This window comes from Kordia sp. SMS9 (genome assembly GCF_003352465.1).
Lineage (GTDB): Bacteria > Bacteroidota > Bacteroidia > Flavobacteriales > Flavobacteriaceae > Kordia.
This window is the reverse complement of sequence record NZ_CP031153.1, coordinates 4682860-4698386: the sequence shown is the minus strand read 5'-3', so window position 1 is coordinate 4698386 and position 15527 is coordinate 4682860. Positions and strand designations below refer to the sequence as shown.

The following is a 15527-nucleotide window of genomic DNA, read 5'->3' as shown; positions in this document are numbered from 1 at the left end:
GATACAATTTTCTTCATTTTATTGCGAAAACCACTCGAATTGGCGTTTGGTACGTTTCAACATAAAGTTAGTAATTCTATAAGCGCAGCACGTCTAAATGACCTTTCCATTAATCAATACCTGTTCAATATGGTTGTCGCCAAACGCGTATGGTAATACATGAAACGACTCAATTTTTTTGGTAACAATCAAATTCGCAGCTTTTCCTTGAGTGATGCTTCCGTGCGTTTCTGAAAGTCCCATCGCGTACGCGCCGTTAATCGTTGCTGCATTGATCGCTTCTTCGGGCATCATTTTCATTTTGATACAGGCTGTGCTCACTACAAAATTCATGTTTCCAGAAGGTGTCGATCCAGGATTGTAATCAGTAGCCAATGCTACGGGCAAACCTGTGTCCATGAGTTTGCGAGCTGGTGTGTACGGAATGCTCAAAAAGTACGAACACGAAGGCAAAGCAACAGGCATGGTATTGCTTCCTTGCAGCGCTTTGATGTCGTCGTCGTTGAGTTCTTCCAAATGATCTACAGAAAGTGCGCTGTATGCTACGCCCAAAGCTACGCCACCAAACGCATTGAATTGATTAACGTGAATTTTTGGCGTTAGGTTGTAGTGTTGCGCCGCTTTCAATAAGCGTTCCGTATCTTCTAAGGTGAAATATCCTTTTTCACAGAAAATATCTACGTATTCTGCTAAGTTTTGTTCAGCGACTTTGGGCAACATTTCATTGATGACCAAATCCATATAACCATCTTGATTTCCTTTGAAATTTGCAGGAACTGCGTGAGCGCCTAAAAAGGTGGTTTTTATGGGGAAATTGTATGCTTCTTTGAGTCGTTTTGCCACGCGCAACATCTTGAGTTCGGCTGCTGTGGTGAGTCCGTAACCCGATTTGATTTCTATGGCGCCAGTTCCCAATTGCATGACTTCTTCCAAGCGTTTGGCAGATTGCGCAAAGAGTTCGTCTTCGGAGGTTTCTTGTAATTTTTTGGCTGAATTTAAAATACCGCCACCACGATTGGCAATCTCTTCATAGCTTAATCCGTTGATTCTGTCTACAAATTCTTGTGCTCGATTGCCTGCGTAGACTAAATGCGTGTGACTATCGCACCAAGTTGGTAATACGATTTTATCAGTACAATCTATGATGGTATCTGCGGAAGCGATTTCAATAGTTGCCATCAATCCAAAATCACTTATCACATCATCCACAATGTAGAGATACGCGTTTTCAAGCATTGGAAGCGTTTTCATGTCGGCTCCAGAAACTTTAGAAATGTTGGTTTCGCGTACTTGTAGTAATTGTTTGATGTTGATGAGTAAGGTTGTCATAAGTTGTAATTATTGTATTGCAAAAGTAGAAGCAAAGCGAATAAATCCCTAATTTTAGACTCATAAATTCAGAATCATGCAAACTATTGGACTTATCGGTGGCATTACGCCGCAATCGACGATTTTGTATTATCAAATTTTAAATGATTTGGCAGAAAAGCATTTAGGAACTTCGCATACAGCGAAATGTATTATCAATTCGGTTGATTTTGGAACGATTCACAAGTTGCAACATGACGGACGTTGGGATTTGTTGAATGAATTGATGGCTGAAGCTGGAAAAAACTTGGAAAATGCAGGTGCAAAGATGCTTTTAATTTGCGCAAATACCATGCATTTAACCATTGAAGCGGTACGAAAAAATGTGTCAATTCCTGTGCTTCATATTGCAGAAGCGACCGCAGAGAAGATTCAAGAAAAAAAGATAAAAACGGTTGCTTTGCTCGGTACGAAATATACGATGGAACTGGATTTTTATAAAGATGTGTTGATTTCATTTGGCATACAAACCTTGATTCCAAATGCGGAAGAACGAGAAGAAGTTCATCGTGTGATTTATGAAGAATTGTCCAAAGGAATACTGAAAGATTCTTCGCGAGAAGCGTATAAAAATTGTATTGAACGCTTGCAAAAAGAAGGTGCTCAAGGTGTTATTTTAGGTTGTACTGAAATTCCGCTACTAATCAAGCAAGAAGATAGTGCAATTCCTGTATTTGACACCACAACGATTCACGCTACAAAAGCAATTGAATTAGCTTTCAGTTAGTTGCTGTTTTGATTTTTAAAAGTAGAAAATAGTTGTTATTTTTATAGAAAATTACATGATAACTGGCATAATTATGTAATATATAAAAGCTCCAAATGATATGTTTGGAGCTTTTTCGTTGTGTGTTTATACATTATTTTACTGTCGAATCAACTTTTTGGTAACTGTTTGATTTCCAATTTGTAGTTGCAAGAAATATACACCTTGCTCTAATTGTTGAATATTAATTTCGTTTGACGGATTTACTTGTTGCAGTACTAATTTTCCTGAAACATCATGAATAGTCATAGTGGAAATTTCTGCATTATTTTTTGTGTTGATGTATACAACATCGCCGTTTGTAGGGTTTGGATAAATTTGAAAAGTAGCTGTAGTTTCATCTTCAACATCTAATAGAACTAAGAATGAAAATCCTAACATATTAGGACAACTTCCAGTATTAGGATATACATTCCAATCATTTATATTAAAAGTTGTAATAGGATGTATAGCAGTTAAGATTTCTTTTTTTAAGAATATATCAGTATTAACAGCTGTTGTACTACTTCCTAAATTTCCGCCAACCACATCGTACAGCGTATCATATTTAAACAGTCCAATAACATCATTTCCGTCAAAATTGGTAATTGTACTATCATAATCGTTGACAAATGTAGAACATATTGAAATATTTGGGTGCGCAATCACAAACGTTTCATTAGGACTTATACTCGCACTAGAAGGAAATGTGTATACAGTATCCCAAGTTCCGCTGCCATTATGGCTTATTTTTAGAGAATAGTTCGATAAATCAGAAGAACTTCCAAAGTTCTCATAGGCAATTTCAATGGCTTTATTATCGCCAGCATAATTCAAAAAACCAGAAAAATAGGGTTTTCTTGGAGGATTTTGGTAAATAACGTTGACATTTCCACAGTCTTGAGGAGATAACGCAGAAGCATTCCCTGCGGCGTCTTTGGCAAGTATTGTAAAACAATACGTTCCATTGTTAAAACGACCAAAAGATGCATATTGAACTGTATTTGAATTATCAAATGGTATAATCTCGTCTAGAGCACCATTTATATAAATTTCGTACGTAGTTACGCCGACATTATCTGTAGCATGATCCCACTGAAGTGCAAAAGAATCTTCCGGACTTGCTATGTTATATACGATTTGAAAATTCGCTGGTGTAGTTGGTGCTTCTGTATCTTGCGCTAATGTGATAGAACTGATGAATAGTGTAATAACAAATAGTAGCTTTCTTTTCATAATTAGTTTAGTTTAAACCAAAGCTATAAAAAAAAGCGATGCTATTTCGTAAAATAACATCGCTTTTTATAAATTACGATTACTATTACTGCTTCATGAGTTTTTTAGTAATGATTTGATTGTCAATTTGTACTTGTAAAATATACAAACCTTTTTGCAACCTTTGAACGTTAATTTGATTAGAAGCATTGTTTTGCGTCAATACTTGCTTTCCTGTAATATCATACACCTGAACTGCAGTTACTTCTACATTATTTTTTGTGTTGATGTATACAATATCACCATTTGTTGGGTTAGGATATATGGAAAACGCATCAGCTTCAAACGTAGCAATACTCAAGGTTTGCGTGTGCGCACCTAAATTGTCACACGTATTTGATGCAAATGTATTCCATTCTGTTTCTGTGTATGTTGTGTTTGGTGCGTTAACACTTGGTTTTCTAACCAATGTTGTGTTTTGAGCGTACGTACCTCCATCGCCCAAAGTTCCAAGAATATCAATCAAAACATCGTTTTTAAACAATCCGATGGCATCATTTCCGTTGAATCCTGTGATTGCATCATTTGAATCATCAACCGCGCCAGTACAAACAGCCAACCCCGTATTTGCTATTACATATACATCTCCATCCGTAATCATAGCGCCCATAGGAAAACTATACGTTGAGTTCCACATAGCATTTCCATTCGTAGATATTTTTAATGTATATACATTTCCTACTTCATTCAAATCAACCGTACTTCCTGTAAAATTCGCAATTTCCAATGCTTTATTAAAAGAACTTCCTTCTATATATTCAGAAAAAAACAAACTAGCACCTGTTCCACCTCCACCACCAGCTAAGGTAGTTCCGTCAACTCCAACAGATTGTGCAGACGTATTTCCTTGTGCATCTTTTGCTAAAACTGTAAACGTGTATGTTGTAGCAGCAGACAAACCACTTACGGTTGCTGTTGTTCCAGCTACCGTTTGTTCAAACATTCCGTCTACAAAAACATCGTATCCAGTTACACCAATATTGTCTGTAGAAGCAGTCCAAGAAACATCAATAGTATTAGAAGTTTCGTTGCTTACCATTACATTCATGGGTACAGTTGGATCTTCTGTGTCAGTTCCAAAAATTCCCCAACGATCTTCCGCAGGAGTTCCACCCCAAATTTGTGTTGCCAAACGTGGATTGTCAATAAATGGATTGCGATTTCCTTGTGCCGTGGCATTAAAAATATCTTCATGATACGTGTTACGCGCATCTTCCAAAGGCGAAACAGGATCGGCAGCATTCCATTCCAACAACAAATCAATCATATTGGCATCAACGCTATTTTGAGTTCCGTTTGCTACTAAATTTGGCGCACATTGATTTCCATAACGAAGGTACATATACATTACAATTCGCGCTACATCACCACGCCAATCGGTTCCGCCAGCAGTTGCATCACCAGGATACCAAAATGCTCCAACGGTTCCTGAATTTCCAGAACCAGCAGCAAATAATCTGTTACCGCGTTGTCCATTGCGTTGAACATCCGAAGGACGTAAATTGTGTGCATCACTGTACGGAGGACCATTCGTAGTATTTGCATCCAAGTCTGGACTTGCTAATGAATTCGCAAACGTATGCTCTCGGTTCCAGTCACCTACGTTTCCACCATTTTGCATTTTACCTCTCGATAAATCGTTGGTCACATCGCCGTCACTTCCGTTTTCCCATCCGTAAATTAATAATACATTGTTTGCATTATTTGGATCTTCATCTGTAATCATGCTTGCTGTCCAAATCTCAGAGTAGGATAAAGAATTGGAGTGTGTATTGATCACTTTTGTCGCCAAAGCATCACGCAATTGTGTTCCAGTCAAGGTTAAGTTTACATCATTATAATACGCTTGTTGTGCAGTAACTGTAAACGATGCAAGTACAGTTAAAAAAAGTAAAATTCTTTTCATTGTAATAATATATTGAAATAATTTAGGGTTTTATTTTCGTTCTAGCAACGCCATGTAAAATCCGTCAAATCCAGATTCATGCGCCAATAGTTTTTTATCTTCTACCAATGTAAAATCTTTGTTAGAAGCTAAAAATTTCGCTACTTGTTCTTGATTTTCAGATGGTAAGATAGAACAGGTTGCATAGACTAGTTTTCCGCCAGACTTTACCATGCGTGAATAGCGTTGTAAAATATCTTGCTGCGTATCTTTAATTTTTTCTAAAAATTCAGGTTGAATTTTCCACTTCGCATCCGGATTTCTACGTAAAACGCCCAATCCAGAACAAGGTGCGTCAATCAGTACGCGGTCAGCTTTGTCGTATAACTTTTTAATCACTTTCGTGGAAGTAATCACACGAGTTTCAATATTATGTGCACCATTTCGGCGTGCTCTACGCTTCAGTTCGCGCAGTTTTCCTTCGTAAATATCTAAAGAAATTAAGTTTCCTTTATTTTCCATCAAAGCGGCTAAATGCAACGATTTTCCGCCAGCACCAGCACAGGTATCCACAACTTTCATTCCTGGTTTTACATCTAAAAACTCAGAAACCAATTGCGAATTGGCATCTTGTACTTCAAAGAAACCGTTTTTAAACGCTTCATTTTTAAAAATATTGGCACGTTCTTTCAAGCGTAATGCCACAGGATGTCCTTTAATATCTTCTGTTTCATGATCAAAAGAAGCTAATAATGCTTTAAGTTTTTCTTTTGTAGTACGTAAAGTATTTACACGAAGAATAACATCTGCTTGTTTGTTAAGCGCGTTAATTTCTTTCGTCCAAACTTCTTCACCGAGTTCAGCAACACCTAATTCATCCAACCAATCAGGAATAGATTCTTTAATTTTTCGAATTTTAGAAAGTTCATCAAAACGTCCTTTAATTCTTCGTGTTGGCGTTCCCGCAAGCTGATTCCAATCGGGCAATTCAATACCGCGCAAGGTTGCCCAAACGGCAAAAATGCGCCATAAATTTTCACGAGAATAATTTTCTTTACTATCCGCTATCTCCGCATACAAGCGTTTCCAGCGTACAATTTCATAGGTAGTTTCCGCGACAAATTTACGATCGCGACTTCCCCAACGGGCGTCTCTTTTTAGTAACTTTTCAACTACTTTATCGGCATAAGCTCCTTCATTAAATATTAGGTTTAAACCATCAATAACGGAAAAAACCAAATTTCTGTGTAATCGCATGTAATTCAAATTAAAGCGCAAAGGTATTGTTTTATGTTTATATTTTTTAGTTAATTTAAACAATCAAATAAATTCTTTGGACGAAACTACATTTATTAACGATTTACGGGAAGAAAAACAGGCTGCTTACAGTCGCCTCATCACTGAATATGAGCAGCGTGTATTTCATACCTGTTTGTCGTTTGTGCCCAATAAAGAAGATGCAGAAGACATAGCGCAAGAAGTATTTGTAGAAGTATTCCGATCGATTCATACGTTTAAAGGAAATTCTAAATTATCCACGTGGATCTATCGAATTTCAACCAATAAATCGTTGGAATTTATCCGAAAAAAGAACACCAAAAAACGGTTTGCCTTTATGCAATCTATTTTTGGAAATGAAATTCCGCTTGATAAAACCTCGTATTTTACAGAAATGAATCATCCAGGAATTTTATTAGAAAATAAAGAAAAAAGCGAAACCATATTCAAAGCCATTCATCAATTGCCCGAAGCGCAACGTATTGTATTTACCTTGCATAAAATTGATGGTTTACCCTATAAGGAAGTTGCCGAAATTACAGAGAAAAGCGTTTCATCTGTGGAATCCTTGATGTTTCGCGCCAAGAAAAATTTACAAAAAATATTAGCAAATTTTTATAAAAATGAAATCTAACGCAAGTTTTGTATAAAATTCGCATCTAATATAAAGTTATGAACAAACCAAAAGATATTAATCAGAAAATTGACGCTACTTTCGACGTTTTAAATACGATCGATGCGGTGAACGTTTCTCCTTTTTTCAAAGATAAAACCATGCAGCGTTTATTCTCAGAAAAAGAAGAAACTGTGGCAACAGGTTTTAGTTGGTTTACGCCACAATTACAATTGGCAACCTTAGTGTGTGTATTGTTGATCAATGTGTTTGGAATCTATCAAATGACAAAAACGGAATACAATGAAAACATTTCAGAATTCGCAACGATGTACGAATTAAACGAAGGAGAAAATCAATCATTATTCAATTAAACCCACAGAAACTGATGAAAAAAAATACCTTTTTATATATTTTATTGATATTTCTCGTTGTGATGAATGGTTTCTTTATGTTCAAAATTTTCGGAGATAAACCACCAAGAGGCGCAAATCCAGGAAAATTTATTGCAAAAGAATTACAATTTGATGAAGCACAAATGCAGCAGTTTTCAACCATAAACGATGTACATCATGAAGCGATGATGACTATTTCACGAGATATCAAAAAACTGAAAGATGCCCTATTTGCAGAAATTTCTGAAACAACGGTTGACAAAGCGAAAATAGACGACATCACAAATCAAATTGGTGAAAAAGAACGGCAAAAAGATCTGAAAACATTCTATCATTTCAAAGAAGTTCAAAAAATTTGTACTGACGAACAACGTGAACGTTTTAATACATTAATTCAACACGCTTTGAAGCGACACGGAAGAAAAAAAACAAAAAAATAAAATTTTCGCACAAGTTTTTCGAAAAGATCACATCTAACTACAAAATAACAAGATGAAACTCTTTTCGTATGCACTATAAAATCACACCTATTTTTCTCTTGATGGCGTTTGCAACATTCGCTCAAGAAACCACCACAAACACCTTTTCGGTAACCGATGGTTACGAATGTACCGAAATGGTAAAGTACAAAAGTGAAGTCTCTATCACGAAACAAGGAAAATACCGCGTTATCAAATCGAACGCCATTCCAAAACACGCTACAGGAAGTTTCCCAAATGCAGGAAATCCAAACAAAATTGCTCCTCAAAACAAAACTTACAAAGTCGCACTCAGACCAAAAAAGAACAAAAAACTAACATCTGTCTACAGTGAAGGAATGTTAGGGCAAGGAAGACCTGAGTACGTTTTTGGTGTCGCGATGAATGGTGTAAAAATGGAACCGACGGCAATGGAATTTTTCATAAACCCAAACACGCGCCAACTGAACATGGCTTGGGCTAAAGAAGCCTTGAGTACCAATGTTGATTTGGGAGACGATTGCAACAATGCACATGTACAACCCACAGGCGAATATCACTATCATGGAACACCGTGGGGATTGCTGCAACAAGCGAAAGAAAATAGTATGTTTTTAATCGGTTGGGCAGCAGATGGTTTTCCTATGTATTATAAATATGGGTACGCTTCCGCAGAAAGCACTCAGATAATCGAATTGACATCTAGTTACAAATTAAGAGAAGGAAATCGTCCGGGCGATGGAATTTCTGCACCAAACGGTGCGTATGACGGAACTTATGTACGTGATTTTGAATATATAGAAGGACACGGCGATTTGGATGAAGCCAACGGACGTTTTGGAAAAACACCCGAATTCCCAGATGGAACCTATTATTATGTCATAACAGACAGTTTTCCATCCTTACCACGATTTTTCTTCGGAACACCAAATAAAACCTTTAAAGTAGGTGGCGGAATGCGCGGCGGATCTAATGGTTTTCCAAACAGAGAACGCGGAAGAAACAACGGAGAACGTCCAAGTGTTGCACAAATTATGGAACAAATGGACGCAAATGGTGATGGGAAATTAAGCAAAAAAGAAGTCAAAGGACCATTGCAACGCGATTTTACAAAAGTAGATGCTAACGAAGATGGTTTTATCACACAGGAAGAATTAGAAAATGCTCCAAAACCACAAGGAAGACAACGAGGACAACGCGGCGGAAGACATTAGGTTTGCTAGTTGCTAGTTGCTAGTTGCTAGTTCCACAAATTGACAAAAAAACAAATTAACAAATTAACAAATAACACATGAATAGAAAATCTTTAATAGTCGTACTCTTAGCGCTAATTTCCGTAGTTTTTATAGTTGCTTGCGGAAGTGACGACGACGCTACAACGACAACGACAACACCAACTGATGGAGGCGGAGACACAGCAACGTTGCACGCCGCTTTTAGCGAATTTGACACTACTAATGTTACTATTATGCTTAACGGTTCCAATGTGGAAATAGAAAGCAATGGAAGACCTAATCATACGTCTCCCTATTGGTCAAACACAACCGCAAGAATGGGAACTCCAGCAGCAGCCGAAGATCATCCATTATTTGTAGCGCCGACAGTTACTTCGTTTGAAGATATGGCTCCAGGAAATATTGATGATTTCAATGGTTCGTATTCGTTGACGGTTTCTGCAAATCCTACGTTGGCTTCCAATTCAAGTGCTACAGGTTTAGGCGCAATTGGAATTGCAGTTTCGGGCGGAATGATTTACAATGATGAAGAAGGTCCAAATGTGCCTTTAGACAATGCTGTAGGTTCTTTAGATTATACCGCAGCGCATACCGGACCGCAAAGTTACCATTATCATTTAGAGCCAAAAGCATGGTCGGATGACGATGAAAAATTGATAGGAATTATAGCAGACGGTTTTTTCTTGTATGGTAGAAAATGTAATTCTACAGGAACCTACCCAACGGATTTGGATGCTTCTGGAGGACATGCAAGCACAACACAACATACAGACGAAACTGAATATCATTATCACATACAAAACGAACTTTATTTGAATGCGTATTATATATTATTTCCAGGCAATTATCAAGGGACAGCAAGTAGCGTTCAATAGTTTTTTAAGACTTCTTGGGTTAGTGGTACTTTTGTTGACTTCGTGTGGACAAAATTCCCAAGAAAAAGAAATGATTGCCGAAGCTGTTTCCTCGAACACTTCGGTAGTCGTTTCTAAAGAAAAACTAACGCTTAATGCTACTTTGGGATTGTATTATTATCAAAACAAGCCTTTTACGGGCGTTTTAGAAGCAACCTATGAAAACGGTGTGGTTTCTGAACGTACTATATATGTGGCAGGAAAACGGAACGGCGTACGCAAAAAGTGGTTTTTGGATGGTTTGCTAAGTTTTGAAGCAACTTATGTAGCTGGAAAACAACACGGAATTTCCAAAACATGGTGGCGAAATGGAAACTTGCGATCAATCTCCAATCATAGCGATGGAGTTGTACATGGCGTGCAGGAACAATGGTATATAACAGGCGAAAAATTCAAACGTCTGACTATCGTTAACGGAAAAGCAGCAGGTTTGCAGCAAGCATGGCGAAAGAATGGAAAATTATTTAACAATTATGAAGCTAAAAATGGACGAATTTTTGGCTTAAAACGATCAGGATTGTGTTATGAATTACAAAAAGAAATTGTTCAAACAAAAGAATTATAGTGTAGTATTATTGGCTTTTTTCACTTTGATTAGTTGTAAAAATGAAAAAAAACAACTTGGCAGTCGTGTCGCGAGTTTGCCGTATTATCAAGAAGCATCTTTTACGCCGTATTGGTTTGAAAAAGGAAGTGCTGCACAAGAAGCATTTCATCAAATTCCAGCGTTTAATCTTACGAATCAAGATGGAGAAACTATTACGGAAGCTACGTTCAATGATAAAATTTACATTACGGATTTTTTCTTTACCACTTGTCCTGGAATTTGCCCAAAAATGACGGCGAATATGGACATTTTGCAACAAGAATTTAAAGAAGACAGCGAAATTTTATTATTGTCGCATTCCGTCACACCGAAAATAGATTCTGTTCCAGTGTTGAAACGATATGCGGAAACGAAAGGAATTGACAGTAAAAAGTGGCATTTAGTCACAGGCGATCGTTCTCAGATATACGACTTAGGTCGAAACTATTATTTTGTGGAAGAAGATTTAGGCGAGACCAAAACCGATGACGATTTTTTACACACTGAAAATTTTGTATTGATTGATAAAAACAGGCAAATAAGAGGTATTTACAACGGATTGAACAAAACGTCAGTACAACAGCTAATTGCTGATATAAAAACATTGAAAAAGGAATGAAGTTTGGTTTTCATCAGTTCCTTAAAAGCTTCACAGTTTATTTTGTGGAGCTTTTTTTGTTGAAAGTATCAAATGTCAATTCGAGCGCAGTTGAGAATATTTTGAATGCGAAAGTAATTTTAAGTTTTAATGTTGAATTTTAAATTTTTCCAACATCCAACACCTCTAAAAACAAAGTGCGTCTAAGCGATCTAAAATCTAGCAGCGCAGCGGTCTAAAATCTATTTCAAAAGCGTACAAAAGAAATCTAGCGTAGCTTCAGAATGTTTGTCTAATGAATAATCTTCCAACGTAATACTATTGACCAAATCAGGATTTTTGTTGAGCAATTTTTTTCGATTCATCCGATTGGCAATTTCATACGGAATTTGCAATAACCATGCAGGAATTTTATGTTCTAAGTTGAAAATATCATAGCGTAAAAAACGTGCGACCGATTTTTGATTTTTTTCATAATACGCATCTGTTTTTTCATTGCCACAAATGGCTTCTATACGATACTTTGCAAAGGTTTTTTCAATGATAGTAGACAGACTTTCAAAAGTATATTCTTTATAATGCCACGGATTTCGCGCAATGGTTTTTAGTGCGTTTGGTGTAGAAATATAGGCTTTTCCATTCGGTTTCAATACACGATGAATTTCTTCCAAATACAACCCAGCTTCTTTAATATGTTCAATTACTTGAAAAGAAACCACCACATCAAAACTATTTGATTTTAATTGCGTTAATGGCGGAATTTTCTCTTGAATAATTGTTGTGTTTGGATATTTATCATTAATCAGTTCTGCTGTGTAGGGCGATTTGTCAATCAAGGTCAATTGATCCGCATTTTTATACAATAATTCCACACCATACCCTTCACCACAACCAATTTCTAGTACGTTTCCATGAATGTGTGGTGCTACCAAATGGTACGCTTTTAACGTACGTTGAAATAGCGGATTGTCGGAAATAATTTTTGAAGAAGTAACTTCGGTTGAAAATAACATAGTTAGGGGAATTAGTATGGCCAGTTTCGTTGTTGCCATGTTTGAAACGATGCGTCAAATCCACGAAAAGTTTCCTCACTTACAGGCGCGTTTTTGATGCCGCTTGGAAACTGCTGCATCATTTGAAAATAGATTTCTTTCAATCGGTAGGCGTGACGTAAATTAATGATCGGATTTGGCGGATCAAAAGATATCATCCATTGCAATTCGTCCCAAATATTCTGCATGGCAGTTTTACAAATTTCAGTGCCTTTTTTTCCTTTTCCTGCACGAACATACAACTTTCCAATGGCATACGCGAATTGTTTGAATGGTACCGTTTTGTTGGGGAAAAGCATATTGCATTTATCCAAAACTTCGATGGCTTTTTGCGTGTTTCCTTCTTCCAACAATGCTTGCGCTAGAAAGTAATAATGTTGACGTAAAATTTCTCGCGAATAGGTAACATTCTCATTGCGAATAAATTTTGAATCTTCTTGCAAACCTTCAAATCGCACTTGATTCATGATATACGGATACATCATTTCGGTATCTACGATTTTTGGATTTAGTTTTGAATCTGTTCGTTGTATCGGTGCCAAAATGTTTACCATTACGTGCTGAATTAAATACGGTTCTAAGCCAATTTGATGGCGTTTTTTTCCGTTGCTTGCAAAGCAAATCGGACGATCGTTGATATTATTTTGTAACAAATTCATCAACACAATTTCGTTTAAACCATAAAATTTCTTTGCATGTTGCCATGTAATTGCGGTTGTATAAGAAGCATTTAATTGCTTAGGATTGAATTGCTTTTTGATTTTCAACGTATCAATCGGAATTGAAAATGTTGTGGACGGAATATACGGTCGCATGCGTCCATTCCAGTTAATTTTAGTATTTTCTTTCTTAAAAAAATTAAACAAAATTGGCAACACCGCAGGATCTTTCGTTTCTTCCTGTAAAGGAATTAATTTTTCAATACCACTCACATAAAAATCGCGGTTGAGGTCAATGGTAATTGGTTTGGAATCGTACGAAGTTTTCTTTAAATTATCAATATGCGTATCAATATTTAATTGGTCAAAATTGATGACACGAACATCGGTACGATAGCCTTCCACCTGTTGCAAATACCACAACGGAAAGGTCATATTATCGCCATCGGTAATTAAAATAGCTTGTTCGGGACAGGCATCTAAGTACGCTTTTCCAAAGTGATACGCAAACTCATCATGTCCGCGCTGGTGATTGTCCCAACCTTTTGCGAGTAATTGTAATGGAGCAGCTAATAATACGAATCCGGCAACAATTCCTAAGCGGATTTTTGGTTTTTTGATGGCTGTTAGCACTTTCGTGAGAAATACTACCGAGAGACCAATCCACAATGCAAAAATTACAAATGAACCTATAAAAATATAATCACGCTCGCGGATCAAAATACTTGATGGAACTGGATTGACATAAATGGTAATTCCAATTCCGAAAGTGAGGAACAGGAGCAAGGTCATCCAAAAATAGTGTTTGTGTTTCCAAAGTGCCAAAAAGCCTAAAATTCCCAAGATGAATGGTAAAAAATAATACGCATCATTTCCTTTATGATTCTTGTAAAACTCAGGAATAAAGGCTTGTTCTCCGATACGACTTCCGTCGAAAACACCAATACCACTGATCCAATTGCCATCTTTAATATAGCCTAAACCGTGATGATCGTTTTGTCTTCCGATAAAATTCCAAAATAAATACCGCGCATTCAACCAAATCACTTGATAGTTGATAAAGAAACTCAAGTTTTCGGTAAACGTAGGTTTGTTAATCGTAACGAGTTCGCCGCGCACAGGATAGTTGATGGGTTCTCCAAAAATGGGCGTCCAAGCTTTGTATTTTTCTGCATCACCTTTGTCGAACATTCGCGGAAAAAACATGGTAAATTCATCCGAATACTTTACTTCTTTAAATTTTCCATCATGTACCATTTCGTATTTCTCTACACTCTCATTGTAACTGTAGGCAGGTTTTCCATCGACAAAAGCGATGTCTTTATCTAAAGGCGCGTTGAACACAGGTCCTTTTAGTAACGGAATGGCACCTACACCAAATTGCTCAGCACGTACGTATTGCAGCATTTTATTACTATTTTTTATACTATCTGCAATCAGTAAATTTACATCAGATCGTTGTAATGGCATCAAAAAGGAACTCATCCCAATCAAGAAAAATATCAATCCTAAAACGGCATGGTGCCATTGAGTTTTGCGTCTTTTTTTAGTGAGAAATAACACACTGCTGACACTTAGTGCTATCATAAGAAAAATAGCAATAATGCCAGAATTTAAAGGTATTTCAAACGAATTGATAAGCCAGATATCCAATGAATTCGTTAGTTTGATCAATCCTTGAACAATAAAACTATAGATAACGACAAAAGCTGCGCAACCAAAGAAGATGGCAATGCAAAATGTCTTGAATGTAAGTCCAAATTTTTTATGTGCGATGAGTATAGAAAATGGAATTACAATTGCAATCGTGATCAAGTGAACGCCTGTGGCAATTCCCAACAAGAAAGCTACAAACAGCGCATATTTTATTTCTTTTGTGCGATCGGTTGTTTGTTCCCACAATAACATTAAAAAGATCATTCCAGCCATTAACGCAAATGATAATGTGTATACTTCGGCTTCGGTAGCTGCCGTCCAAAAACTATCAGAAAAGGCAAGTGTTAGCGCCGCCACAATTCCTGAAAGTAGTGGAATTGTAGTCATAGTTTTACGTTCAGTAACAGAAAGTATCCTTCTCGCTATATTTAAAGTGATTCTAAATAAGAGTGTACATGTCAAGGCTCCAAAAAAGGAAGAAATCAAGTTGGTGACCAAAGCTGCTTTGCCAGCAGGAAAAAATGACAATACAACTTTGCATAGAATAGTGTAAAAAGGAGCACCCGCAGGATGTGATGCTTGTAGTGTATAATTGCTGGCTATAAATTCGGGACTATCCCAGAAAGCAATGGTGTTTGGGGCAGAAATAGTGTATGCTAAAAATAGGCAAATAAATAGTATCCAACTACTAAATTTTTCAGCTTTTGGCATAAATGGTATGGTTAATTTTTCCTTGCAATATAACAGAATTATTACATCTAAAAACTACCGTTTATAAATAAAAGTTTACGAATTGTACATTTTTTTTGA

The 15527-nt window shown here is 36.8% G+C and carries 14 protein-coding genes; 8 read left to right on the top strand and 6 right to left on the bottom strand.

What is annotated here, in order from left to right; all coding sequences use genetic code 11:
• Positions 1-93 precede the first annotated feature (93 nt).
• On the bottom strand, positions 94-1329 hold the full coding sequence (gene hutI / locus KORDIASMS9_RS19905; protein ID WP_114904535.1) for an imidazolonepropionase: 1236 nt from the start codon (positions 1327-1329) through the stop codon (positions 94-96).
• Positions 1330-1405: 76 nt separating this feature from the next.
• Between hutI and KORDIASMS9_RS19900 the strand changes: the two genes are divergently transcribed.
• A complete protein-coding gene (locus KORDIASMS9_RS19900) occupies positions 1406-2095 on the top strand; it encodes an aspartate/glutamate racemase family protein (RefSeq protein ID WP_114904534.1) in 690 nt (229 codons plus the stop codon).
• A gap of 138 nt (positions 2096-2233) precedes the next feature.
• On the opposite strand, the gene KORDIASMS9_RS19895 is transcribed toward KORDIASMS9_RS19900, so the two are convergent.
• From KORDIASMS9_RS19895 to KORDIASMS9_RS19885, 3 genes are all read right to left on the bottom strand, one after another.
• Positions 2234-3349, bottom strand: a complete 1116-nt coding sequence (locus KORDIASMS9_RS19895; RefSeq protein ID WP_114904533.1) for a T9SS type A sorting domain-containing protein — start codon at positions 3347-3349, stop codon at positions 2234-2236.
• A gap of 85 nt (positions 3350-3434) precedes the next feature.
• Positions 3435-5294 carry an endonuclease gene (locus KORDIASMS9_RS19890; RefSeq protein ID WP_114904532.1) on the bottom strand — a complete coding sequence of 620 codons (1860 nt, stop codon included), beginning with the start codon at positions 5292-5294 and terminating at the stop codon, positions 3435-3437.
• Positions 5295-5324: 30 nt separating this feature from the next.
• Positions 5325-6530 (bottom strand): RsmB/NOP family class I SAM-dependent RNA methyltransferase, encoded by a 1206-nt coding sequence (locus tag KORDIASMS9_RS19885; RefSeq protein ID WP_114904531.1) that lies wholly within the window; start codon positions 6528-6530, stop codon positions 5325-5327.
• A gap of 76 nt (positions 6531-6606) precedes the next feature.
• Between KORDIASMS9_RS19885 and KORDIASMS9_RS19880 the strand changes: the two genes are divergently transcribed.
• The 7 genes from KORDIASMS9_RS19880 to KORDIASMS9_RS19850 all read left to right on the top strand — a co-directional run bounded on the left by KORDIASMS9_RS19880 (position 6607) and on the right by KORDIASMS9_RS19850 (position 11371).
• Positions 6607-7185, top strand: a complete 579-nt coding sequence (locus tag KORDIASMS9_RS19880; protein ID WP_114904530.1) for an RNA polymerase sigma factor — start codon at positions 6607-6609, stop codon at positions 7183-7185.
• 38 nt (positions 7186-7223) lie between these two features.
• Positions 7224-7538, top strand: coding sequence for a hypothetical protein (locus KORDIASMS9_RS19875; protein ID WP_114904529.1), 315 nt, complete (start codon positions 7224-7226; stop codon positions 7536-7538).
• 14 nt (positions 7539-7552) lie between these two features.
• Positions 7553-7999, top strand: coding sequence for a Spy/CpxP family protein refolding chaperone (locus KORDIASMS9_RS19870; RefSeq protein ID WP_114904528.1), 447 nt, complete (start codon positions 7553-7555; stop codon positions 7997-7999).
• Positions 8000-8067: 68 nt separating this feature from the next.
• Positions 8068-9231 (top strand): YHYH protein, encoded by a 1164-nt coding sequence (locus KORDIASMS9_RS19865; RefSeq protein WP_114904527.1) that lies wholly within the window; start codon positions 8068-8070, stop codon positions 9229-9231.
• Between the two features lie 77 nt (positions 9232-9308).
• Positions 9309-10127, top strand: a complete 819-nt coding sequence (locus KORDIASMS9_RS19860) for a YHYH protein (protein ID WP_114904526.1) — start codon at positions 9309-9311, stop codon at positions 10125-10127.
• On the top strand, positions 10069-10731 hold the full coding sequence (locus KORDIASMS9_RS19855; protein WP_240321092.1) for a toxin-antitoxin system YwqK family antitoxin: 663 nt from the start codon (positions 10069-10071) through the stop codon (positions 10729-10731). Before KORDIASMS9_RS19860 ends, KORDIASMS9_RS19855 begins: the two co-directional genes overlap by 59 nt.
• Positions 10732-10756: 25 nt before the next feature.
• A complete protein-coding gene (locus KORDIASMS9_RS19850) occupies positions 10757-11371 on the top strand; it encodes an SCO family protein (protein WP_240321091.1) in 615 nt (204 codons plus the stop codon).
• Between the two features lie 221 nt (positions 11372-11592).
• Here KORDIASMS9_RS19850 and KORDIASMS9_RS19845 read toward each other — a convergent pair whose 3' ends face one another.
• Both KORDIASMS9_RS19845 and KORDIASMS9_RS19840 read right to left on the bottom strand, forming a co-directional pair.
• Complete coding sequence (locus tag KORDIASMS9_RS19845; protein ID WP_114905304.1) at positions 11593-12363, bottom strand: bifunctional 2-polyprenyl-6-hydroxyphenol methylase/3-demethylubiquinol 3-O-methyltransferase UbiG; 771 nt, start codon at positions 12361-12363, stop codon at positions 11593-11595.
• Between the two features lie 11 nt (positions 12364-12374).
• Positions 12375-15428 (bottom strand): DUF2723 domain-containing protein, encoded by a 3054-nt coding sequence (locus KORDIASMS9_RS19840; protein WP_114904524.1) that lies wholly within the window; start codon positions 15426-15428, stop codon positions 12375-12377.
• Positions 15429-15527: the final 99 nt, after the last annotated feature.

Excerpts from the sequence above, each read along its gene's own strand:
- KORDIASMS9_RS19845 (WP_114905304.1), bottom strand. The coding sequence starts at position 12,363 with ATGTTATTTTCAACCGAAGTTACTTCTTCAAAAATTATTTCCGACAAT.
- KORDIASMS9_RS19885 (WP_114904531.1), bottom strand. The coding sequence starts at position 6,530 with ATGCGATTACACAGAAATTTGGTTTTTTCCGTTATTGATGGTTTAAAC.
- KORDIASMS9_RS19870 (WP_114904528.1), top strand. The coding sequence starts at position 7,553 with ATGAAAAAAAATACCTTTTTATATATTTTATTGATATTTCTCGTTGTG.
- KORDIASMS9_RS19865 (WP_114904527.1), top strand. The coding sequence starts at position 8,068 with ATGCACTATAAAATCACACCTATTTTTCTCTTGATGGCGTTTGCAACA.
- KORDIASMS9_RS19875 (WP_114904529.1), top strand. The coding sequence starts at position 7,224 with ATGAACAAACCAAAAGATATTAATCAGAAAATTGACGCTACTTTCGAC.
- KORDIASMS9_RS19900 (WP_114904534.1), top strand. The coding sequence starts at position 1,406 with ATGCAAACTATTGGACTTATCGGTGGCATTACGCCGCAATCGACGATT.
- KORDIASMS9_RS19855 (WP_240321092.1), top strand. The coding sequence starts at position 10,069 with ATGCGTATTATATATTATTTCCAGGCAATTATCAAGGGACAGCAAGTA.
- KORDIASMS9_RS19840 (WP_114904524.1), bottom strand. The coding sequence starts at position 15,428 with ATGCCAAAAGCTGAAAAATTTAGTAGTTGGATACTATTTATTTGCCTA.
- hutI (WP_114904535.1), bottom strand. The coding sequence starts at position 1,329 with ATGACAACCTTACTCATCAACATCAAACAATTACTACAAGTACGCGAA.
- KORDIASMS9_RS19860 (WP_114904526.1), top strand. The coding sequence starts at position 9,309 with ATGAATAGAAAATCTTTAATAGTCGTACTCTTAGCGCTAATTTCCGTA.
- KORDIASMS9_RS19890 (WP_114904532.1), bottom strand. The coding sequence starts at position 5,294 with ATGAAAAGAATTTTACTTTTTTTAACTGTACTTGCATCGTTTACAGTT.
- KORDIASMS9_RS19895 (WP_114904533.1), bottom strand. The coding sequence starts at position 3,349 with ATGAAAAGAAAGCTACTATTTGTTATTACACTATTCATCAGTTCTATC.